The organism is Photorhabdus tasmaniensis (genome assembly GCF_011189505.1).
In the GTDB taxonomy this organism is placed as follows: Bacteria; Pseudomonadota; Gammaproteobacteria; order Enterobacterales; family Enterobacteriaceae; genus Photorhabdus; species Photorhabdus tasmaniensis.
In genome coordinates this window covers 107609-130679 of sequence record NZ_PUJU01000009.1, presented here as the reverse complement: position 1 = coordinate 130679, position 23071 = coordinate 107609, and the positions used below count along the sequence as shown (strand labels likewise).

The 23071-nt window shown below is 42.8% G+C and carries 22 protein-coding genes and 1 pseudogene; 10 read left to right on the top strand and 13 right to left on the bottom strand.

What is annotated here, in order from left to right; genetic code table 11:
- From C5471_RS06250 to uspE, 3 genes are all read left to right on the top strand, one after another.
- Window positions 1-221: transposase (locus C5471_RS06250; protein ID WP_207627231.1), on the top strand; the 221-nt coding region annotated here is incomplete at its 5' end.
- Window positions 222-378: 157 nt separating this feature from the next.
- Window positions 379-1134 carry an FNR family transcription factor gene (locus tag C5471_RS06245; protein WP_133813094.1) on the top strand — a complete coding sequence of 252 codons (756 nt, stop codon included), beginning with the start codon at window positions 379-381 and terminating at the stop codon, window positions 1132-1134.
- Window positions 1135-1255: 121 nt separating this feature from the next.
- The gene (gene uspE, locus C5471_RS06240) at window positions 1256-2206 is read left to right on the top strand and encodes a universal stress protein UspE (RefSeq protein ID WP_133813095.1); all 951 of its coding nucleotides are present in this window, start codon (window positions 1256-1258) and stop codon (window positions 2204-2206) included.
- 74 nt (window positions 2207-2280) lie between these two features.
- Here uspE and C5471_RS06235 read toward each other — a convergent pair whose 3' ends face one another.
- From C5471_RS06235 to C5471_RS06205, 7 genes are all read right to left on the bottom strand, one after another.
- Window positions 2281-3246, bottom strand: coding sequence for an urease accessory protein UreD (locus tag C5471_RS06235; RefSeq protein ID WP_133813096.1), 966 nt, complete (start codon window positions 3244-3246; stop codon window positions 2281-2283).
- On the bottom strand, window positions 3243-3878 hold the full coding sequence (ureG, locus tag C5471_RS06230; RefSeq protein WP_036847376.1) for an urease accessory protein UreG: 636 nt from the start codon (window positions 3876-3878) through the stop codon (window positions 3243-3245). The genes C5471_RS06235 and ureG overlap by 4 nt, the downstream gene beginning before the upstream one ends.
- Before the next feature lie 32 nt (window positions 3879-3910).
- Window positions 3911-4597: an urease accessory protein UreF gene (locus C5471_RS06225; protein WP_133813097.1), complete on the bottom strand. Its 687-nt coding sequence runs from the start codon at window positions 4595-4597 to the stop codon at window positions 3911-3913.
- A complete protein-coding gene (locus C5471_RS06220) occupies window positions 4594-5190 on the bottom strand; it encodes an urease accessory protein UreE (protein WP_133813098.1) in 597 nt (198 codons plus the stop codon). The genes C5471_RS06225 and C5471_RS06220 overlap by 4 nt, the downstream gene beginning before the upstream one ends.
- A gap of 76 nt (window positions 5191-5266) precedes the next feature.
- Entirely contained in the window at window positions 5267-6982 is a 1716-nt protein-coding gene (locus tag C5471_RS06215; RefSeq protein WP_133813099.1) for an urease subunit alpha, read from the bottom strand.
- A gap of 84 nt (window positions 6983-7066) precedes the next feature.
- A complete protein-coding gene (locus C5471_RS06210) occupies window positions 7067-7456 on the bottom strand; it encodes an urease subunit beta (protein WP_133813100.1) in 390 nt (129 codons plus the stop codon).
- A 92-nt stretch (window positions 7457-7548) separates the two neighbouring features.
- Window positions 7549-7851 carry an urease subunit gamma gene (locus C5471_RS06205; protein ID WP_133813101.1) on the bottom strand — a complete coding sequence of 101 codons (303 nt, stop codon included), beginning with the start codon at window positions 7849-7851 and terminating at the stop codon, window positions 7549-7551.
- A 362-nt stretch (window positions 7852-8213) separates the two neighbouring features.
- Here C5471_RS06205 and C5471_RS06200 point away from each other — a divergent pair, with 362 nt between their 5' ends.
- The 3 genes from C5471_RS06200 to C5471_RS06190 all read left to right on the top strand — a co-directional run bounded on the left by C5471_RS06200 (window position 8214) and on the right by C5471_RS06190 (window position 10722).
- Window positions 8214-9227, top strand: coding sequence for a HoxN/HupN/NixA family nickel/cobalt transporter (locus tag C5471_RS06200; protein WP_133813102.1), 1014 nt, complete (start codon window positions 8214-8216; stop codon window positions 9225-9227).
- A gap of 153 nt (window positions 9228-9380) precedes the next feature.
- Window positions 9381-10064: a DUF2384 domain-containing protein gene (locus C5471_RS06195; RefSeq protein ID WP_133813103.1), complete on the top strand. Its 684-nt coding sequence runs from the start codon at window positions 9381-9383 to the stop codon at window positions 10062-10064.
- A complete protein-coding gene (locus C5471_RS06190) occupies window positions 10057-10722 on the top strand; it encodes an RES family NAD+ phosphorylase (protein ID WP_133813104.1) in 666 nt (221 codons plus the stop codon). The genes C5471_RS06195 and C5471_RS06190 overlap by 8 nt, the downstream gene beginning before the upstream one ends.
- A 165-nt stretch (window positions 10723-10887) precedes the next feature.
- Here the strand turns inward: C5471_RS06190 and pntB are convergent, their stop codons facing one another.
- Window positions 10888-12276: a Re/Si-specific NAD(P)(+) transhydrogenase subunit beta gene (gene pntB / locus C5471_RS06185; protein ID WP_133813105.1), complete on the bottom strand. Its 1389-nt coding sequence runs from the start codon at window positions 12274-12276 to the stop codon at window positions 10888-10890.
- A gap of 10 nt (window positions 12277-12286) precedes the next feature.
- Window positions 12287-13816 (bottom strand): Re/Si-specific NAD(P)(+) transhydrogenase subunit alpha, encoded by a 1530-nt coding sequence (pntA, locus tag C5471_RS06180; RefSeq protein ID WP_133813106.1) that lies wholly within the window; start codon window positions 13814-13816, stop codon window positions 12287-12289.
- A 418-nt stretch (window positions 13817-14234) separates the two neighbouring features.
- Between pntA and ydgH the strand changes: the two genes are divergently transcribed.
- On the top strand, window positions 14235-15188 hold the full coding sequence (gene ydgH / locus C5471_RS06175) for a DUF1471 family protein YdgH (protein ID WP_133813107.1): 954 nt from the start codon (window positions 14235-14237) through the stop codon (window positions 15186-15188).
- A gap of 78 nt (window positions 15189-15266) precedes the next feature.
- On the opposite strand, the gene stlE is transcribed toward ydgH, so the two are convergent.
- From stlE to stlC, 3 genes and pseudogenes are all read right to left on the bottom strand, one after another.
- Window positions 15267-15509 (bottom strand): stilbene biosynthesis acyl carrier protein StlE, encoded by a 243-nt coding sequence (gene stlE, locus C5471_RS06170; RefSeq protein WP_036847409.1) that lies wholly within the window; start codon window positions 15507-15509, stop codon window positions 15267-15269.
- Between the two features lie 75 nt (window positions 15510-15584).
- Window positions 15585-16733, bottom strand: a complete 1149-nt coding sequence (gene stlD, locus C5471_RS06165; protein ID WP_133813108.1) for a beta-ketosynthase StlD — start codon at window positions 16731-16733, stop codon at window positions 15585-15587.
- Window positions 16734-17682, bottom strand: a pseudogene (gene stlC / locus C5471_RS06160) (stilbene biosynthesis aromatase StlC).
- A gap of 937 nt (window positions 17683-18619) precedes the next feature.
- Between stlC and C5471_RS06155 the strand changes: the two are divergent.
- Window positions 18620-20011 (top strand): amino acid permease, encoded by a 1392-nt coding sequence (locus tag C5471_RS06155; RefSeq protein WP_133813110.1) that lies wholly within the window; start codon window positions 18620-18622, stop codon window positions 20009-20011.
- Between the two features lie 229 nt (window positions 20012-20240).
- Here C5471_RS06155 and C5471_RS06150 read toward each other — a convergent pair whose 3' ends face one another.
- Window positions 20241-21188, bottom strand: a complete 948-nt coding sequence (locus C5471_RS06150) for an alpha/beta fold hydrolase (RefSeq protein WP_242688596.1) — start codon at window positions 21186-21188, stop codon at window positions 20241-20243.
- 519 nt (window positions 21189-21707) lie between these two features.
- Between C5471_RS06150 and C5471_RS06145 the strand changes: the two genes are divergently transcribed.
- Window positions 21708-22238, top strand: coding sequence for a fimbrial protein (locus tag C5471_RS06145; RefSeq protein WP_133813111.1), 531 nt, complete (start codon window positions 21708-21710; stop codon window positions 22236-22238).
- 123 nt (window positions 22239-22361) lie between these two features.
- Window positions 22362-23036 carry a fimbria/pilus periplasmic chaperone gene (locus C5471_RS25045; protein WP_133813112.1) on the top strand — a complete coding sequence of 225 codons (675 nt, stop codon included), beginning with the start codon at window positions 22362-22364 and terminating at the stop codon, window positions 23034-23036.
- Window positions 23037-23071 lie beyond the last annotated feature (35 nt).

Sequence of the window (23071 nt, the reverse complement as noted above, 5' to 3'; positions counted from 1 at the left end):
TTGAGTTACATTACCTTCCTCCCTATAGCCCCAATTTAAACCCGATAGAGCGATTATGGAAGGTCATGAATGAACATGTTCGAAATAACCGTTATTTCGCTGATAAACATGAATTTCGAGACAAAGTATTCAAATTTTTCACCACAACGCTACCTGATATAGCGAACTCGCTGACATCTAGAATTAATGACCATTTTCAGGTACTAAAAACTGCATCTTGAAGTTTCTTGGGTATATACCATGTAATAAATTCTTATAATCAAGATAAAAGTAATAATATTTCTCCGAATAAATCGCAGAAAACTATTATAGCTCTTACCAGAATCATCAAGAGATGCTAAAGTTGAGCTATATCAATATTTCTAATGAGCATGCCATATGATCCAGGAAAAACGTGTCATTCGTCGAATCCAGTCTGGTGGTTGTGCGATCCACTGCCAGGATTGCAGCATTAGCCAGCTGTGCATCCCTTTCACCCTGAATGAGCACGAGCTTGACCAGCTCGATAATATCATTGAGCGTAAGAAACCTATCCAGAAAGGGCAAACTTTGTTTAAAGCAGGAGATGAGTTGAAATCTCTTTATGCTATCCGTTCTGGAACCATTAAAAGTTATACCATCACTGAAGAAGGTGATGAACAAATTACAGGTTTCCATCTCGCGGGGGATTTAGTGGGTTTTGACGCCATCCTCAATACTCAGCATCCAAGTTTTGCTCAAGCCCTGGAAACATCAATGGTTTGTGAAATTCCGTTTGAAACACTGGATGACCTGTCCGGTAAAATGCCTAATCTTCGCCAGCAAATGATGCGTCTGATGAGCGGGGAAATTAAAGGCGACCAGGAAATGATATTGTTGTTGTCTAAGAAAAACGCGGAAGAGCGATTAGCTGCATTTGTCTATAATCTCTCCCGTCGTTTCGCTCAACGTGGTTTCTCACCAAGAGAATTCCGTTTAACCATGACTCGCAGTGATATTGGTAATTACCTTGGTCTGACTGTTGAAACCATTAGTCGTCTGCTTGGACGCTTCCAGAAAAATAATACTCTCGGCGTAAAAGGCAAATACATCACTATTGAAGATATGGATAAACTGGCCGACTTAGTCGGGAAAAAATCTGTTTCAATTACCTGATCTTAAAACCAGATCATTTTAATTTTTTGATCTGGTTCTCCTCTGACCTGTTCGGTTTGCCTATATTGGTTTATCTTTAGTATTGAAGCGTATTTTGTCTAGCCTCTATGAGGGTACTATTATGGCAAACTATCAAAACCTTTTAGTTGCAATTGATCCAAGTCAGGACGATCAGCCGGCATTAAGACGTGCAGTTTATATCGTGCAACGTAGTGGTGGCCGGATTAAAGCCTTCTTACCTATTTATGATCTCTCCTATGAAATGACAACCTTGCTCTCCCCTGAAGAAGCCAGTGCTATGCGCAAAGGTGTTACCAGCCAGCGCACCGCCTGGCTTAAACAACAAGCGCACTACTATCTGAAAGCCGGTATTGATATTGAAATAAAAGTGGTATGGCACAATCGGCCTTATGAAGCCATTATCCAGGAGGTCATTACGGGTGAACACGATTTGCTTCTGAAAATGACACATAAGCATGACAAGCTGGGGTCCTTGATTTTCACCCCGCTTGACTGGCAGTTACTACGCAAATGCCCATGCCCAGTATGGATGGTAAAAGATCAGATATGGCCGGATCAGGGCTCTATTCTGGTTGCGGTTAATTTATCTAATGAAGAATCGTACCATCATGAACTGAACCTAAAACTGGTCAGAGAAACCCAGGAACTGGCACGCCAGATAATGCCAGATCCCGAAATTCATTTGGTCAGCGCTTATCCTGTCGCACCGCTGAATATTGCTATTGAACTACCGGATTTCGACCCAAGCGTTTATAACCATGCACTGCGTGGTCAACATCTTATCTCAATGAAAGAACTTCGCCAGAAATTCTGCATTGATGAGAAATACACTCATATCCATGAAGGGTTACCGGAGAATGTTATTCCTGAAATGTGTGATGAGATGAACGCGGGTATTGTCGTTTTTGGTATCTTGGGCAGAACAGGGTTGTCTGCTGCTTTTTTGGGAAACACCGCAGAACATGTGATCGACCATCTAAAATGTGACCTTCTGGCTATCAAACCTGACGGTTTCGCATGTCCTGTCAAAGCGGCTAAAGAGTCACAGTAACAAAATGATAAGTATTCATTTGGTGTTAAAACCCGGAGCAGATTTTATGTCCCGGGTTTTATTGATATAAAGTTTTAACGCCAGATAAACGGTTCAGGCAGTGTAACGCCAAGGATCTCCTCGCGTGCTATGCGCCAGAAAAGACGAATACCCGCTTTAACTTGATGAGTTTCTTTTCCCAACACTTTGAAGATTAGACCGCATTGATTAGGTAAACGACTGGCACCACTGGCTATGCCGGTTTCAGCATCGTATTGAGGCGTGATACGCGCCAGAATACGATCATGGTGAACCGGAGGTGTTAGTAAGATCACGTTACCAAACACATGAAATGGCCCCATCACCCCGACACTGTTCAACGGTTGTTTTTTAGGCTCAAGTACATAACGCTCAACAAATAATATTTTGTTATCGAAATCCGTTGCCGTAATTCGTGATGAGTAAACGTCAAATTTAAACCCCTGATCAGCTGGATGGTATTTGCGGCCAGACATAATTATCTCGGAATAAATTAACGTGGCAGTTGGGTGAATGGTTATCTGGGTATCAGTGATAAACCGGGAGCCACTATGAGGTATCACCGGATCGGGCATCATTTCCAAATAGCCTCCCTGCTCTATCTGGATAGTTTGCGCCTGTGCTGCATAGTTATGCACCATTGAATGAATCTTCGTCGCCGATTGAGTGGTGGCATGGCCAAACGCATCTTGAGCAACATGAATGTCAAGCGCCAGCCGGTCCCCTTGCAATATGCATCCCGATGTGGAGATCATAAATACACACGGCATCTGCGGCAGCGCCTCATCCCAATACAGCGCCCGTTGTACCAAATAAGGAACCCGGCGTTCCATGCGGGCCAGAATACTGCGGTCACCACGCCGGGCAAACCCCAATCGCAGATAGCCGCTTTTACCTATATCACCGCTTGCCATCTGGGGAGGTTCATCCTGAAACAGGGCAAGTTCCGGCGCGTTGAAACCAAGCTCATTAACCCGTTTATGTGCTTCACCAATGATTCTCTGCGAGCAGGTAGAGGTCATTGTGTCGCCTGTAACGAGTGCGTAAATAAGAAATCACGCATGATCATATTTACCAGCGTTTCAACGCCTTCACCCGTTTTGCAGTTGGTGAGGATATAAGGACGCTGGCCACGCACGACCTGAGTATCACTCTCCATCACCGCCAGACTGGCACCGACATAAGGTGCCAAATCGATTTTATTGATCACCAGAATATCCGCCTGTACCAATCCAGGCCCGTTCTTACGCGGAATTTTTTCCCCGTCAGCCACATCAATCACATAAATGTAAAAGTCCGCCAATGCCGGGCTAAAAGTGAGTGTCAAATTATCCCCACCACTTTCAATTAACACGACATCCGTGTCAGGAAAACGAGCCTCCATTTCCTCGACTGCGGAAATATTCATACTGGGATCTTCGCGCACCGCAGTGTGTGGACAAGCGCCGGTTTCCACCCCGAGTATCTTCTCCTCATCCAAAATGCCTTTCAGTGTCCGTTTGACCTGTTTCGCATCCTCAGTGGTAACAATATCATTGGTGATAATCAGGGGTTTTATTCCGCGCTGAATTAAAATAGGCGTGATCACTTCAATAACAGCTGTTTTGCCTGAACCTACCGGGCCACCAATACCAATTCGGGTAATTTTTTTCACAGAAATCTCCTCACACGATTAAGACGTGGTTGTTAATTACTGAACAACCGGGTAAACGCACCGACGTGCAGTGCAGCCAATACATCGGTCACCGGTGTATAGGATGTCATCTGCTCAACGCCCCCCTTTTCCGCCTCATCACAAAACAGTTCAATATCCTGATTCAATGAGAACAAGATACGTTGAATTTCAATATGGGTAATTCGCATCAGACGTATAGCGGCACTGAGTATCGTCATTGCCACACCATATTGATGCATGACAATAACTTCACGCGGGGCAGCACCTAATGCACTCATGACAATAGCCAGGGTAATCGGATAAGTACCTGCGGCAATATCGCTCTTTATTTGCGCCAGCCACCATGCAATCAACGACTCACCAGTTACCTCAACTGCCATTTCCGCTAACTTTTTTCCCATCCGCGTCACCATAGTGCGACTTTCTTCATTCAACTTACGGTTAAATACGGCCCAATCATGGGAGATAACAGCGTCACGCTGTCCACTATTCAATGCTTGACAAGCAGCAGCTACCGCCCGTCCATCACCGCTAACCGCTTGTAACAACGCCGTCCGGGTAAAATCGCTTAACGTTGTCACGTCATGCACGATTTTATTCTGAATAGCTGATTCCAGGCCGTTTGAGAAAGAAAACGCGCCAACAGGCAACACGGAATCAGCAAACTGCATGATTCTGATTAAGCGCAGCGCATTCATTTTAATTTGATCACATGCTGGTTCAGAAACGTGTTATCAACATGAACATGTGTCGCGGAATCCTCTGCGCCACCAAATAATAAGCGTGCCTCGGAATTGTTGAGGTAAGGCAAGATCTCTTCGCCCTTGACAAAGGAATAAGGCAACGCATGAAAACCATGCGTTTTCATTACCGAATCCATCATCTTGGTTGATACTGTCAGCGGAATATAGATCTGGTTATTTTTAATTACTGACTTCCAATGCTGGTTACCTAAAGCATGACCAAGTTCAAAACTGGTTTTCATTACTGTCTCTGAATCTAATGACAATAATGACTTCAAATGAATCACTATCACATCACGCAGGCTCATCTGCACAATAACGGCCAGCCTTTTAGTTTCATCCCACAGCAAAATATCGCCGTCCGACAATACCTGATTGCGGTCAAGAGAAATCCCCAAATCTAACCCGTTAAGCGTGGATTTGCGGCAACGGCTTTTTTGCGCTTCCCATTGCGAAAGTACTAAGATATCCGGCGAGATGCCTTGCAAGCGATCTCGCCAAGAAGCATCTTTTTTGGCATTACCAAGAATCTGTTCAATAACAATCATAAAATAAATCCTCTGAACGCATGGATCGGTTAATCCGGCCAGAAAACGATTCTCTGACCGGGCAACAAAAAATATATCAACTAAAGAAATAGCGCTGATTGAGCGCTACTGTCCTGACGGGCTTTACCGTGGCATATTCACCATTCACCTTGACGGCAAAGGTTTCGGCATCCACTTCAATGGTTGGTGTTTCAGCATTACGCACCATCTCTTTCTTGGAGATAGCCCGGCAGTTGCGCACCGCCATAACCTGGCGCTCCAAACCCAGTTTCTCTTTCACTCCTTGTTCCATCGCCGCTTGGGAGACAAAAGTCACACAGGTTTCCTGAAGGGTTTTGCCCAATGCGCCAAACATCGGACGATAAAATGTCGGCTGTGGTGTCGGCAATGAGGCATTCGGATCACCCATCACCGCCCAGTTAATCATACCGCCTTTGATGACTAGTTTAGGTTTTGCGCCAAAGAAACGTGGCTCCCACAACACAAGATCAGCCATTTTTCCCACTTCAACCGAGCCCAGAACGTGGCTTATTCCCTGCGCAATCGCCGGGTTAATCGTAATTTTAGCGACATAACGTAAGACACGGAAATTATCGTTATGTGTCGCGTCTTCCGGCAACTTGCCCCGCGCTGCTTTCATGGCATGGGCCGTTTGCATCACCCGCAGCCAGTTTTCGCCTACCCGCCCCATGGCCTGGGAGTCACTGGAAAACATCGACAATACGCCCATATCGTGTAAAACATTTTCCGCGGCAATGGTCTCCGGGCGTACACGGCTTTCCGAGAATGCAACATCAGCCGGTACCTTGGGGTTAAGGTTATGGCAAACCATAATCATATCAAACAGCTCCGCCTGGCTATTGATACCGTAAGGCAACGTGGGATTGGTTGAACTGGGCAACACGTTCATCTGGCTGGCAACTTTGATGATATCCGGCGCATGTCCGCCACCAGCGCCTTCGGTATGGAAAGTATGAATGGTACGACCTTCGAAAGCGTCAATGGTATCTTCGACATAACCACCTTCATTTAAACTGTCGGTATGGACCGCTACCTGGATATCCATTTCATCCGCTACACGTAAGGCATGACGCAATGCAGAATTGGTTGCACCCCAGTCTTCATGTACTTTCAGCCCGGCAACACCCGCGTTGATCTGTTCTACCAGCGGCATAGCCACCGCAGCATGGCCTTTTCCCAAAATACCGACGTTAACCGGTAAACCTTCAAAAGCACGCAACATACGATGAATATGCCAAGGACCGGCGGTAACAGTAGTGCCGTTAGTTCCGTCAGTGGGGCCAACACCCCCGCCAAAGAAAGTCGTCACACCATTGGACAAAGCATGTTCAGCCTGTTGGGGAGAGATAAAATGAATATGGGTATCAATGCCGGCCGCTGTGAGGATAAGATGTTCACCGGATATCGCATCAGTACTGACACCAACCACCATGCCAGGTGTAACGCCATTCATCATACTGGGGTTACCGCTTTTACCTATCCCGACGATGCGCCCCTCTTTTATACCGACATCGGCTTTAATGACGCCTTGACGTGCATCCAAAATAGTGACATTGGTGATCACCAAATCCAATACGTTTTCACTGGTCATACGGTTATCGGCACCCATACCATCACGCAGCGATTTACCTCCGCCATAGACCGATTCATCACCATAACCACGCAGATCTTTCTCAATTTCAATAAACAGATTGGTATCAGCCAGGCGAATCTTATCACCGAGAGTCGGACCAAAAAGACCGACATATTCCTGCCGGGAAATGGTTGGCATAGTTTATTCCTTTGTTCGAAAAGTTTTCCGATGTTCGTCAACTCTACCTTGAATTTATTTGATGGTTTTATCACCCCAGTTTTATTACCCGGCGTGCAGCCAGGTCTTTTCTACATACTCATCAGCGGCAACCGGGATTTTACCTACCCAACCATCGACTAAATTATTAAATCCATAAACGTTTTGTTTCCCACCAACAGGGATTAATGACACCTCAATTTCATCACCGGGTTCAAAACGGATTGCGGTTGTTGAAGTGATATTGAGTCGTTTGCCGAACGCAGCCGCACGATTAAATTGCAGGGCTTTATTCACCTCAAAAAAATGGAAATGAGATCCCACCTGGATAGGGCGATCACCTGAATTACGGATCCTTAATTGAATAGCCGGACAATCTTCATTAAAGGATATCGGGCCTTCAGCAAGAATATATCCCCCCAACGGAGTAATATCTTCTTTATTATTTTCTTTCATCGGAAAATCTCCACGTCAATACGTGAGCCAAGACTATAAGTTAATATTTTGTCCAGATAACTTTTCCTGCTATTTATAATTTGTTTCAGCAATTATTGGATAGGATCATGCACAGTCACCAAACGACTGCCATCCGTAAATATGGCTTCAACCTGCACATGTGGAATGAGATCAGCGACACCATCCATCACATCTTCTTTAGTCAGAACGTACCTTGAATCATCCATGACTTCTTCCAGCGTTTTCCCCTCTCTGGCCCCTTCCAGAGCAGCCGCGGTAATAATAGCGACGGCTTCAGGGTAATTGAGTTTTAAGCCGCGGGACTTACGCTTTAATGCGACATCAGCCAGTGTATATACCATGAGTTTCTCAATTTCCCTTGGCGTTAATTGCATAAAACCCCCTAATAATTGGTTATTCCATACGGTTGCACTGTCATGTCAATAAGCTATAACTTAATATGCTGTTCTCAACAAACTTTATTCAAAACTTGCTCTTTTACCAATTTAAATATTGGAAAATATTTCTTTTGGTAGAAAAGTTTTGACACCAGAATGATAATATGTCAATTAAGTTACTCCCCTTACAACAGGTTAGTCCTCTTACCTTTTATTTAAGTTTATCTAAGTTAATATTACAAGTTAATTAGTATTATGATTTAGCAAAAGACCGTACATTATTGAGTACAGAGGATGCTTACCGTTTTTGTTTTTCAGAAATCATCCGCAAGCGGGTTTAACACTGACAGGTTTCTTATATGAATAAAAAACACGCACTTTCTCTTCTTGTTGTTCTGATTGCCGCCAACATACTTGCCTGGGTTTGGGCATTTATCGCTTTCCGCCATCACGCAGTCATGATGGGAGCGGCTCTGTTGGCTTACGGTTATGGGCTACGCCATGCGGTCGATGCCGATCACATCGCGGCAATTGATAACGTCACCCGTAAACTGATGCAACAGGGTAAATCTCCTATTGCCGTCGGCGCTTTCTTTTCTCTGGGACACTCTAGCATTGTCATTCTGGCCTGCCTGGCGATTGTCCTGACTTCAATGGCGTTTAAAGATCAAATGGGTTGGGTTCATGACTATGGCGGCATTGTTGGTACCTTGGTTTCTGCTTGCTTTCTGTTGGTGATAGCGCTGATTAATTTACTGATATTAAAAAGCGTTTATCAGAAGTTTCAGGAGATCAAACGTGGAAGAGCGCTGGCGAACAGTGATTTAACTGTGCTAGAAACAACACCGGGAGGAGTAATGACCCGCTTGTTTCACTCGGTCTTCCGACTGGTAAACAAAAGCTGGCATATGTATCTGGTCGGTTTCCTGTTTGGATTGGGTTTTGATACCGCAACCGAAGTTGGGCTGTTGAGTATATCTGCCGCTGGATCTCTCAGTGGGCTGCCTTTATGGTCGTTGATGGTATTCCCGGCGCTATTTGCCAGCGGTATGGCGCTAATCGACTCACTGGATAATTTTGTGATGGTGGGGGCCTATGGTTGGGCTTTTTCCCAACCAACACGCAAGCTCTACTACAACATGACCATTACCGCCGCTTCCGTTGCCGTAGCACTATTCATTGGTGGGCTGGAAGCACTTGGGCTGATCGCTGAACAGTGGAATTTACATGGCGTTTTCTGGAACACCATCGGGACATTAAACGACAACATGGGCAATGTCGGTTTTTGGGTCGTCGGGATTTTTATTCTGTTCTGGATATTATCAGTAATGAATTATCGCTGGCAGGGATACCACACATTGGAAATTAAGTAGTAAAAACAGCCTACTTAGATAGAGAGAAAATCTGATTACTCAGGTTTATGATTACTAACGAACCATCTTTGCACTTTTCATAAATACGCTATATCATCTATATAATGAATATACGCAAAATACGAGTTCAAGCAGATACAATACGGAGGCTACATGATTACTAAATCACAAGACAAATCGAAGAATGTCAGCTTTAGCTTTCTTTCAATGGATACCACTGAGCTATCAAACAACAATAATGATATCGACAAACATATCAATTTGTCTGAGATTCCTTCTGATGAGGCAGATCAATATGTTGTCGTGAAATTGCCAAGAGCAATTGATTATTATGATGTTAAGCTGGCAATAGCTAGTGCAGTAACTGCTGTCACTACATTCAATAAGCACAAACAGCTGTCTTTTGTGACTAAACCGTCAGAAATTGAATTTACTTCCCGTAATGAAGCACGTCTTGAAAAATTAAAAAATCAGATTCTTACTGACTCAAAGTGGCTGACTGCAAGTGAACTCAGTAAATTAGCCGGGTCTAAATCGGTGAATTCCAGCGCTGCGGCAAATCGGCTAAAAAAGTCAAAAAAAATATTTGCATTGCCAATTAATGGCAAAGACCTATTCCCGCTGTATGCTCTAGACGAAGGCGGCCAGCCATTGCCAGTGATAAAAAAAATCATTGAGCTGTTTGGGAACAAAAAGACGCCTTGGTCAATAGCCATTTGGTTCGGTACACCGAATGGCTGGCTTAGTAATAAAAAGCCAAAAGACCTTTTATTAACCCAACTTGATGATGTTTATATGGCAGCTAGAGAAGAAATTGAAGGACCGCGTCATGGCTGATGATAAAAAAGGACTTCAAGAAAATATACCGCTTCCTCCAGAAAATACCGTAGCTAAAACCAAAAAATGGAAAGCGGGTACACCTATTGAACGTATTCATAGAACTAAGTTCAAAGGAGCTGAATTTAATCCTGGTGTTGGCAATGCTCGCTTTAGTCCGTTCAAAAATAATGGAATTTTTGTTCCAACAATCTATGGTGGTGAAAACATAGGAGTAGCTATTATGGAGACGATTTTACACGATATTCCATTAAACTGCTCCGATATACCTGTTGATCTGGGTAAACTAGATGATTTAGCGCACAGCCAAATTACTCCACAAAAAGATATCAAGTATGTGGATATCAATCCACGAATACTGAAGAAGTGGGGAATTATTCAGAGCCAACTAGTAGAATCAGAAGCATCGGATTATCATATTACTCAAAGATGGGCAGCTAAAATTTATCATGACAATCCTGATGCTCAAGCAATTCAATGGCCCTCTAAGCAGCACGGCGGCAAGGCAATAGTAATTTTTGGAGATCGAGTAGAAGAAAGAGATTTGCGCGTGTCTATTGAATCTGAACCAGCCGCTACCTCTAAAAAGGTTAATGACAAACTTAAAGAGCTTGCAGATGAAATGGAATTAATTCTGATGCCAAAAAATATTACATAAACACCCGATGATGGAATATGAGTTAATTATCCCTTTTGGTGGAAATCTGACACTAGGTGAACGTGTTTACAAGATTAAAAACTACCCGTTTGTTCTGTCTCTTAATCAGGATATGACTAAGAGACAGTAACCCAATCGGGATTTGTAAGTTATAGCGATAAGGAATTACAGGGCACGAAGGATCGCTTCCACACTTGCTTTCGCATCACCAAACAGCATTTGGCTATTATCTTTAAAGAACAGCGGGTTTTGTACGCCAGCGTAACCTGTGTTCATAGAGCGTTTAAACACAACAACATTCTGTGCTTTCCAGACTTCCAGGACTGGCATACCCGCAATTGGGCTGTTTGGATCTTCCTGCGCCGCAGGGTTAACGGTGTCGTTGGCTCCAATAACCAGTACGGTATCGGTATCAGAAAAATCATCATTGATTTCATCCATTTCCAGAACTACGTCATAAGGAACTTTGGCTTCCGCCAACAGCACGTTCATATGCCCAGGCAAACGTCCTGCAACCGGATGGATACCAAAACGAACCTTAACTCCTTTTTCACGCAGTTTGGCCGTAATGTCATGTACCGGATATTGCGCCTGTGCAACAGCCATACCATATCCCGGCGTGATGATAACAGACGCTGAGTTTTTCAATAGTTCAGCAACGTCTTCCGCTGTGGCTTCGCGGTATTCCCCCATATCCTGATCATCACCGGTCGAGGAACCATCAGTCCCAAACCCGCCAGCAATTACACTGATAAAAGAACGGTTCATTGCCTTACACATGATGTAAGAGAGAATCGCCCCCGAAGAGCCGACCAACGCACCAGTTACAATCAGCAAGTCATTACTCAGCATGAATCCAGCAGCGGCGGCAGCCCAACCCGAATAGGAGTTCAACATCGAAACCACCACCGGCATATCCGCGCCACCGATAGAAGCAACCAAATGCCAGCCAAACATCAATGCGATTGCTGTCATAATCAACAATGTGAACACCTGTAGGCCGATACTTTCCGTTTTCACAAAGGTCATTAACAGGACAAAAGAGATAACTAGCGCTGCAAGGTTTAATTTATGCCGATTCGGCAACATCAACGGCTTAGAAGAAATCTTTCCGCATAATTTACCAAATGCCACTACAGAACCGGTAAAGGTGACTGCGCCGATGAAAACCCCCAGAAATACTTCTGTCAGATGGATATTCTCCATCACAGGTTCCGCGAAACTATCGTGAGCAATAAAGCTGTTAAAACCGACCAGCACCGCAGCCAAACCGACAAAACTGTGCAATATGGCAACCAATTCTGGCATTTCAGTCATTTCAACTTTGTTTGCCAGACGAATACCAATAACCGCACCAATCACCATCGCCAGAATAACCCAGACAACGTTTCCAGTATCAGGCCCGAAGATAGTCGCAATCAATGCGATTGCCATCCCGGTGACACCCAAGATATTCCCGCGTTTGGCGCTTTCGTGACGAGACAAACCCGCAAGGCTGAAAATAAATAAGATGGCAGCAACAATATATGCCGCTATAACGACTCCACTCGACATCAATTACCCCTTAGTCCTTACGAAACATTTTCAGCATACGTTGAGTGACAGTAAAGCCACCGAAGATATTAATGCTGGCAATTAAAATAGCGATAAATGAGAAGAAGCTTACCCATCCACCATCACCAATTTGCAATAACGCCCCAACAACGATAATTCCTGAAATGGCGTTAGTTACTGACATTAGCGGTGTATGTAGCGCATGGCTGACATTCCAAACCACGTAGTAACCCACCACACAAGCCAATGCAAAAACAGTAAAGTGAGATAAAAACGCTTTTGGGGCGACATTAGCTAACCCACCGAACAACATAATAGCCAGTGCCAGCAAGCCATATTTCAACCAAGGGGAAACAGGTTTAGTCTCTGGCTTTCCTGCTTTGACTGGTGCTGGTTTTGCTATCGGTTGAGCAGAAACTTGAATTGGCGGCGCTGGCCAGGTCACTTCCCCCTCTTTGACGACGGTCACGCCACGAATAACAACATCATCAAAATCAATATTGATTTCGCCATTTTTCTCTTTGCACAATAGCTTGAGCAAATTAACCAAATTAGTCCCGTACAGTTGTGAAGATTGCGTTGGTAAACGGCTTGGTAAATCGGTGTAACCGATAATCTTCACGCTATTTTCTGTCACAACTAATTTGTCTGCTTGCGTTAATTCACAGTTACCCCCCGTCTGAGCTGCCAGGTCAACAATCACGCTGCCCGGTTTCATTGATTCAACCATCTCTTTGGTGATAAGACGTGGTGCTGGTTTCCCCGGAATAAGCGCCGTTGTCACAATAATGTCAACGTCTTTCGCCTGTGCCGCAAAAAGCGCCATCTCAGCCTTAATAAAGGCTTCAGACATAACTTTTGCATATCCGTCACCACTGCCGGCCTCTTCTTCAAAATCCAGCTCAAGAAACTCCGCCCCCATGCTCTGAACCTGCTCTTTAACTTCAGGCCGGGTATCAAACGCACGGACAATAGCGCCTAAACTGCCCGCTGTACCCACAGCAGCCAGACCAGCAACACCAGCACCAATAATCATCACTTTGGCTGGTGGGACCTTACCTGCGGCGGTAATCTGACCAGTAAAGAAACGACCAAATTCATGAGCAGCTTCTACTATCGCCCGGTAACCTGCGATATTCGCCATAGAGCTCAGTGCATCCAGCGACTGTGCACGGGAAATACGCGGTACTGAATCCATAGCCAACACAGTGACTTTACGGTCTGATAATTTCTGCACTAACTCAGGGTTTTGTGCCGGCCAGATAAAACTAACCAACGTACTCCCGCCCTTCATTAACGCAATCTCGTCATCCTCAGGAGCATTAACCTTCAAAATAATATCTGAATCCCAAATATCATTACGTTCGGTAATTTCAGCTCCGACCTGTTGGTAAGCACTATCCCCAAAGCTGGCCAAATGCCCTGCTCCACTCTCAACAACGACATTGAATCCCAATTTTAACAGTTGTTCCACAGTACTCGGCGTGGCTGCAACCCGCGCTTCATTGGCAAGTCGCTCTCTCGGTACACCAATACGCATAATGTTCCCTTCCTAAAGCTTAAGATTAATGATGATTATTACTTGCTGAGGCCAGTTTAGCGATTAAATTAACTTTATTACTGCTATCAGCAAAATCTATCAACGAATATTTTGATAACCAGCCGAAAATATTATTGGTGATCCATCACTAATGAGTAAAAAAAATAGCTAAGTAGTATTACCGGCTCGCACTTTTCAGTGCCAGTTACTATGATGTCGATAAAAACATGATGTTGATAAAAACGCGATGTTGATGAAAACTTATGGTGCCATTTCTATGAACTTGTATTCATTCATACTGATAGCATAAATTCGTGGGACATTAGCTATTATTACATGTAATAATTGTCGGCTATGTGATACACAACGATGTTCAGCAAGTTATAAGTAATTAATGCGCAAGGCGGAAGGATTTTTTATGAAGCTGAAAACAACGATCATCGCAGCCGCGGTGCTTTCATTAACTGGTATTACTGCTGCTCAGGCAGCTCAGGAATTATCCCCGGAAAAAGCAGCAGAACTGAAACCATTTAAACGTATTACGGTTACAGGTCCTTTTAATGCTATTTATGAAGCTGCCGACGCCGTTTCCCGTCGGGCAGATAAAATGGGTGCAGATGGATTTTATATCCAAAGCCTTGATGATCTGAATAATAGTGGCAACCTGCGCGTCGTAGCTGATCTGTATCACAAAGATGCAGAGAAAATTGACAATTCAATTAAATATCGTATGTTCCGCGGTATCAAAGAATTACCCAAAACAGAAGCTATAACATTGGAACCATTCGATACGGTAACCGTCAGTGGTCTTTACACCAATGAGCCAGATTTAAATGAAGCCATCGCAAAAGAAGCCAAGAAAAAAGGTGCAGCTTCTTTTTTTATTGTCCGTCAGGTTTCAACCAACGATGGTGGTAATCAAACCGTTACTGCTTATGTTTACAAAGATGATGCGCCAAAACGTCAAATTCAGGCTAACGAAGCAGTAATCCCTGCTGATTCGGACGCAGGACGCGCTGCATTAGCAGCAGGTGGCACAGCAGCTAAGAAAGTAGAAATTCCTGGTTTAGCCTCTTCAACTTCAACCAATAGTTCTATTGGCCGCTTCTTTGAAACACAATATTCTAAAGGCGAGCGTTACACTGTCACACTTCCTGATGGTACGAAAATCCAAGAATTAAATAAAATCAGTGCTGCCCAGATGGTACCTTTTGATTCCATCACCTTTTCAGGTTACTACAACAGCATGCCTGATGTTGCCTATGAAGTTGCTAAACGCGCAGCGGCTAAAGGCGCTAAGTATTACCATATCACCCGTGAATGGCAATCCAGTGGCGGCTCTTCTACTATCAGTGCAGACCTGTTCAAATAACCTGTTTAATTTAAGAAAAAGGCACATATGATACCCATATGTGCCTTTTTTACTGCAAGGATAATAAAATTCTTCAAATCAGCCGGCTGATTCTAGCTTCAAACGGATACAATCAATGGCGTTTTGTACCGTCACCATTTTTTCCGCCTCTGTATCGTCAATCGTTATCTCGAAACGTTCTTCCAGAGCCATAATCAACTCGACACTATCTAACGAATCGGCACCCAATTCCTCGAATGTCTGTGTGGTAAGAATCTGGGTTTCAGGTATTCCAAGTTGTTCTGCAACAACATTTTTGACATGATTCTCTAAATTTTCCACGCTATTATCTTCCTAATGTACTCATATTCGGGGAAACTTGTCGTCTCCCCCTTTTTCATTAATTAAGTTGAATATTTACACAACAGTCAGGTGCATGAATGCCCCTGTGAATCTGGCACTTTCAGGGATAAAACATAAAATACGCTGATCTTTTTTCAATTTATCCGACTTCATGAGCTCATCCAGCATGATATAGACAGAAGCCGATCCGGTATTTCCTTTCACAGTTAAGTTAGTAAACCAACGCTCTTGCTCAATACCAAAATTAATGTCTTCAAGACCCTCGGCAAATTTCATGCGGAAATATTCAGATGAATAATGCGGCAAGAACCAATCAATAGAGTCTGGTGATAAATTACGAGCGGCAACTATTCGTCTCAGTGGTTCGCTAAGTGTAAATTTAACGACCCTCTCATTTAAATATCTGACATCCTGCTTAATACAGAAAACAGAATATGTCAGCCAATCAGCTTGACTCATTTGTGTCCAGCTTTTCAAGCTGCCATCGGCTAATTTCTCTCCACCCGAGTACATGCATGTCTCTTGCTCATTAGCAAAAGAGTAAATATCTATCCAATCAATTCGTAATGAAACACCATCAGGTCGAGGTTTATTTTCAAGTAAAGCAGCGCCAGCACCATCAGAAAGCATCCAACGCAGAAAATCTTTTTCAAAAGCGATTTCAGGACGTCGTTCCAGTTCTGCAACCCGGGCTTCGTTTTCACTCTGGAAGTTGCGGGCATGCAGTACTGTTGAAGGAGTCTCCGAGGTGGTTGAAACCGCATTACTTGTTGTTCCCGAGAGAACAGACAAATAAGCATATTTCATCGCTGTCATACCCGCAGCACAAGCACCCGCAGTTGAGATAACTTCGCAAGGTTTATTTTTGAGTTCGCCATGAACCATTACACCATGACCCGGTATAATCTGATCAGGAACACCACTGCTTGCTGCCAAGCTTTGCATATCATCTAAAGAAAAGTGTTCATCTACCAAACCTTTTACTGCTTCAGCCGCCAGTTGAGCACATGAATAAGTTGTCTCTCCTGTTTCCGGATCCAGCGCGTAATGGCGATATTTAATACCATTGTTGCGGAGCACGATATGACGAGATCTTGATGGACGATCACCAACAAAACCAAGAACAGATTCCATTGTTTCATTATCTATGGGGTTTCCCGGCATAAAGGCGGAAACTTTAGTGATATAAACGTTATTACTCATTTACTTATTTATCTCCTTTATCATCATAGCGGGCAGAACCAGATGGTTGTTCATAGTATTTTTGTAACTCATTGAGGCGTTTTTTCAGTAATACGTTCAGCAAACGGCGAATAACCACTGAAATAGGTACGACAACCAGTGCCATTAGTATCAAATAGATCACAAACATGGTTAATAGAGAACGCCTTACCCATTTCCCCCGTTTACCTACACGATAAATAAATCCAGACCACAATCTAAATCCCCGATGTATAGCCTGTTCACCGAAAATAAAAGATTGATCGACAAATACGGCTCCTAAACCTTTCAACATCGGGGCGTCAACTTTCTCTTTATCTGCTTTAAGCGCTGTCACTAACGCATCTCCGAAACGTTTAGCTCCCCGAATATCTTCTTCCGATACTCCAGCCGGCGGTAAACTAGCAATTGGCTGTTTTTTTCCTGTCATTAACCACAATGGGGTTGTAAACAATGTGGCAAAAAAGTTTGCTTTATCAATAAAAACCACGTTATCGCGCAAGTGTGCCCCATTTTCATGTAAAAGCTTTTTGACGGTTTCCTGGGCCATCAACCACATATTTCGACAAGCAATAACCGTTACCACGGGCCGACCATTGAGTAATCGTTTTCCTTCTTTACTCTTGAGAAATGCGGTTATTGGAGGGGATGGTGACAAATACCAAACTTGATAGCCTAATATGACCAGGTCAAAAGGTGCTTCATCCTCCAGATGCAAAGAAACTAATTCAGGTGGATGTAACTGCACCGTTTCCGGAAAAGCATCAACAAATTTAGAAAATGACCAGGGAAATGGATACTCTGGAATAGGTTTCAGAACCACTTCACGAATGTATATCTCGTCAGACTCATGCAAAGGTGTGATTAAACTTTTTACCACCTCGATCAATTGGCCGCTTTGGGAATACGATATCACCAGAACACGCTTCATATGTTCTAACCTTTATGAATATTTAATACCAAGCCATTAGCAGGCGCCTAAAAGATAATAATTCGAATAACAATTATCTCCTAACTATCCAATTTTTTTTGCATATGTACATATAATCATTCCTGAAAACTAAAAACATATACAAGAAAATGAGTTAATAGATAACAGGTTAATATTTTCACAAACAATATAAATCAAAATGGTCGTTGTCAACATGATTTTTTTATTTTTATATAAGAGCAGTATTGTGTCACATTAACGAAAATTAATTTGTCACTGGTGAAAATAGTTGATAAAAATATATTAACCCCAATCTAAAATTAACAAAAACAATTAAAAAACACAAAAAAACCATATAAAATCAATCAATTAATTAAATATCGGTGGAGATTTTAATTTAATAAAACATTCATGAAACTATAAATATGCATACTAAAAATATTAATTTAACAACCTGATATGTAAACAAATGATTATTGTCACATGGTAATAATATTACATAGGAAAACAAAGATTAAAGAAAAACATTTACCTTTTACAATTATTTTCACTAAATTTTCAGGTTGACTAAATAAATTAAAATGAAAATTACTTAATTAGTAATAGCATCACGGTGTTTTATATTCATCATTTATTCCTCTTAGCATAATAAGCAGCATTATAAAAATACCCCATATAAATTTATAAAAATAAATCGTATAACAGGCGTCTTAACCATCACTCTAACAGTGCATAAATTTTATAGTTATCTGCATAGAAAACCATTGCATCCAGCCCATACCCTCCGTAGAATCCCCCTCTATTTCTAGGTTTAACCAGTCTGTTTTTCCGTTCTATACAGCTTGGAAGCGACAAAAACCCAATGCCCAATTCATTTTTGTGATCGGGGTAATGAACTGGCTAACAATGCAGTTTGTGTCATATTAGGAACATATCTTTGGAAAAAAAACTCGGCCTTACAGCTCTTACTGCTCTGGTACTCAGTTCTATGGTTGGCGCGGGTGTTTTCAGCTTACCGCAAAATATGGCTGAAATCGCCAGCCCGGCAGCATTGATGATCGGTTGGGGAATAACCAGTGTCGGTATCCTGTTTCTGGCGACCGCCCTGCTATTTCTCTCTCGCCTGCGTCCGGATCTTGATGGAGGCATTTTCACTTATGCCAAAGAAGGCTTTGGTGAACTCATAGGCTTCTGTTCTGCCTGGGGATATTGGTTATGCGCGGTCGTTGCCAATGTTTCTTATCTGGTTATCGTTTTTGCCGCCCTAAGTTTTTTTACTGACAAAGAAGGTATCATCATCTTTGGTGACGGCAATACTTGGCAATCCCTATTGGGAGAATCTATTTTACTCTGGTTAGTACATTGGTTGGTACTCCGTGGCGTTCAAACCGCAGCTGGAATCAACAAACTGGCAACAATGGCAAAATTGCTGCCTTTAGGTGCTTTCATTATTCTTGCCGCAATCGCGTTTAAAATGGAGATCTTTGATCTTGACTTTACAGGTATCGACTTGGGTGTTCCTGTTTGGCAACAAGTGAAAGACACGATGCTAATTACCCTTTGGGTTTTCATTGGTATTGAAGGCGCCGTTGTAGTTTCAGCCAGGGCAAAAAAACGTAAAGACGTTGGTATTGCGACTATGCTGGCCGTCATCGCCGCATTAGGAATATACATATTAGTTACCCTGCTCTCCCTTGGGTTAGTACCACGGCCTGAATTAGCCGAAATACGCAATCCATCGATGGCAAACCTGATGGTAGGACTTATTGGTTCGGCAGGGGAAATCATTATTGCCACCGGATTAATTATCTCCGTTTGCGGTGCTTATCTAAGCTGGACGATCATGGCGGCGGAAGTTCCATTTATCGCTTCCCAACATGGCTCTTTCCCGAAAATTTTTGGTCTGCAAAACGGCAATAACGCGCCATCATCCTCATTGTGGTTGACTAATGGCGCAATACAACTTTCCCTCGTTCTGATTTGGTTGAGCGGAAGCAACTACAATTCATTACTGGCAATTGCATCAGAGATGATTTTACTGCCCTACTTCCTTGTTGGCGCATTTCTGTTGAAGGTCGCTTTTGATCGTAGCAACAAGGGATTATTACTGATTGCTATTGGGGCTTGTATTTATGGCCTATGGCTGCTTTATGCATCCGGTTTAATGAATTTGTTATTGTCTGTTGTTCTCTATGCACCGGGTGTTATTGTTTTCCTGTATGCTCGCCGTCAAAATCCACAGAAACACAATCTTTATCTAGCTGAAAAATTAGCTATTGCCGCGTTACTAATAATCACAATCCCTGCAACCTGGCTATTAATCAAGTAATCCCGTCGAATTTAGGCTATTACTACGCTGTAGTAGCCATTCGTGTTTTCATATAGCAATTTGTTTTATTTTTGCACTGTTCTGGCATATTTTTTAGATGTTGTATTAAAAAGTATGTTGTAACTAATTTTATATTTACCAAAGCCGGTCATCAGAACCGTCCCTGTCTGGAAAATTCGCGCCGAAACAAGCACAGTTCGAATGCCCTGACAGAGACAAGATTACTCTCTTAGTTATTCAGTTTATCGCCCCAATCCGCAATCGCATCTGCTGTCTCAATAGGTTTCACCGCAGGCAGCGCATGGCTGGCCCCTTTGATCACAGCCACAGTAACGCGGTCACCAAACTCGTCCTTTGCCTCCATCCGCGACGATTCAGGCCGGAACGGGTCGGACCCTGCTTGCAGATCAAGGATCGGCGCCGTCCCGCCAGCCCACCAATCCTCACGATTAGTCAGCTCACGCGCCGCAGACTGGCTTTTTACGACATCGGAATGCCAACCCTCAAGCCAAGGCGTCGGATCATTACCTTCCGCGAAGAAGGCAAGCCGAAGCCGCGCCAGTCGCTCCTCGCGGGTAGATTTCGGATCATTAATCACAGTGATTGCATCAGAAAGCTCCGGAGGCCAAGATTTCGCGGCCCCTGCCAGAAGCACTATGCCCCGCGTCATTTCAGGATAATCCGAGGCGATTGTCTTGGCGATCCAGTGACCATAAGCATGACCCACCACAATTGCCTTGCTGCCTTCCGCTGCAATCACCGCCGCAAAATCATCGGCAAAGTCGTGGAAAGTCACGTTCTCCATCGGACCGGTTGACCCCGAGATCCCGCGGGGCTCAAGCAGAGCAACGCGATAGCCGCGCATCGCCAGTCGATCCGCGAGCGGTGCGAATTCCGCCGTTCCCCGACCGGTTGAGGCGATCATCACAATCAGCGGTCCCTCCCCTCGCACCGAATATTCGATTGATGCCGCACCATTAGTGACGATTTTCTGCTCTACTTCCATGGCCGAGACGGGCTGCACGAATGCGAGTACGATGGCCAATAAGCCCGATACAAAGACGAACTGTTTCATTTTTCCTCCGTTTACTGTGTTGACGAGGTATTCAATGTGATCGGAAAAACGATCTTGTACTGAAAAGAATACGTTCGAGATATATTGCCGTTCAAAGCCCATATCAGCAATAAAACAGAAATATAAATATGATGGGCTATAAAGTCACTTGATCTGGATAACTTAATCTATCATGTATATACATTCCCAAAAACGAAAAAATAACAATATGAAATAATCACATCAAGATAATAAAACAGAAAATAAAGAATAAATTTTTCAGTGCGATATATGAATTGTGATTTATATCACAGTTCATTTTACAACCAATTATTAATTAATAAATATTCTTATCCGCCAGGATAATATTTTATTCCATATGATAAATTACAATAAACTTTAAAAAAAATCCTGCCTAGTCATTAATTATAGATTAAAATCTCAAATATAGCATATTACTGAGTCATTCTTTGGATTCTTCCGAATTAATCGCTATTATCACCCACACTTTATCCTAAATAAGAAGCTATCGGATAAGAGCTTTAGATACTTACATGCTGTATTGACATTTATACAGTCTCGGTTCAATCAATGTTTCTGTTTCCCTGCCGTAATACCCGCCAGGGTTAGGATCTATTTACAATGAACACTAAACTGATTATTTCATCCTTACTTGCATCTTCTGTATTTATCTCTGTAGCAAATGCAGCAGATGGAAAGATCAATTTTACAGGTAATATCATCTCTAATGCGTGTAAAATCGATACCGATTCTGCAAATCAAAACGTGAATATGGGGACAATTAGCTCAAATGCATTTAGTGGTGTAGATAGTACCGCTGCTGCAACACCGTTTAGTATTAAGATGAGTGATTGCCCACCAGAATATACTCATGCACAAGTTAAATTTGATGGGCAGTTAGATAGCAAAAATAACAATCTTCTGGCTTTATCCAATGATAAAGGCCAATCAGTCGCCGATGGTGTTGCTATTGGTATCTATGAAGAAGATAATTCAACACTGATCCCTTTAGCAAAAGCATCCAAACTCCAAACTTTTACTGATCAAAAAACCGCAGAATTGAAGTTTATCGCAAAGTATATTGCTACAGCTCAAACAGTTAGCCCAGGCTCTGGGGATGCAGTCGCTAACTTTACTGTCGTTTATAACTAAGACAACACAAACTTAGAACAAAACGGCCTTCATGTTTTGTTTCTAATAAAGAAATATGGTGCATGGACGCCCATAAATCCAACAGAATAACGTATAAAAATACGATAAAACGAAGAGGTTACCGTGCCGTTCCAACGCCTATTAACTACAATATTTCTATATATTATCAGCATAAATTTTGCTATCGCAGGTGTCGTTATTGGTGGAACCCGCGTTATTTACATGAGCGATAAAAAGGAAGCATCCATTTCTATAAATAACCCGGAAAAAGATGCACCTTATCTGATACAGTCTTGGATCCAAGATGAAAACGATAACATGAAGACCCCTTTTATCGTGACTCCCCCGATATTTAAGCTCACAGCAGGCCAAGAAAATATTCTGCGGATTGTAAAAACAGAGAGTCATCTGCCGGAAGATCGGGAGTCACTTTTTTGGTTGAATGTGAAATCTATTCCTACTTCAGTGAGATCAGATAAAAATCAATTACAAATTACAGTTAAGTCCAAATTTAAATTGCTTTACCGTCCTGCACGTTTGGCAGAAAAATCAAGTACCGCATACAAAGAACTCAAATTCAGAACGGAAAATAACTTATTGGTTGCAGAAAATCCTACCCCTTATTTTATCTCATTCTCTCACATTAAAATAGACCAACATGAAATAAAACCTGCGGGAATGATTAAGCCCTTTAGTCAACAGAGCTGGGCTCTGCCGGTAAAAAACATAAAACAGATAAGCTGGAAAGTTATTAATGATTTTGGTGGCGTAACTGCCGAAGAAAAAACCACTATTTAACAAAATAATCACATTAATTTATTCTATGCTAGAAA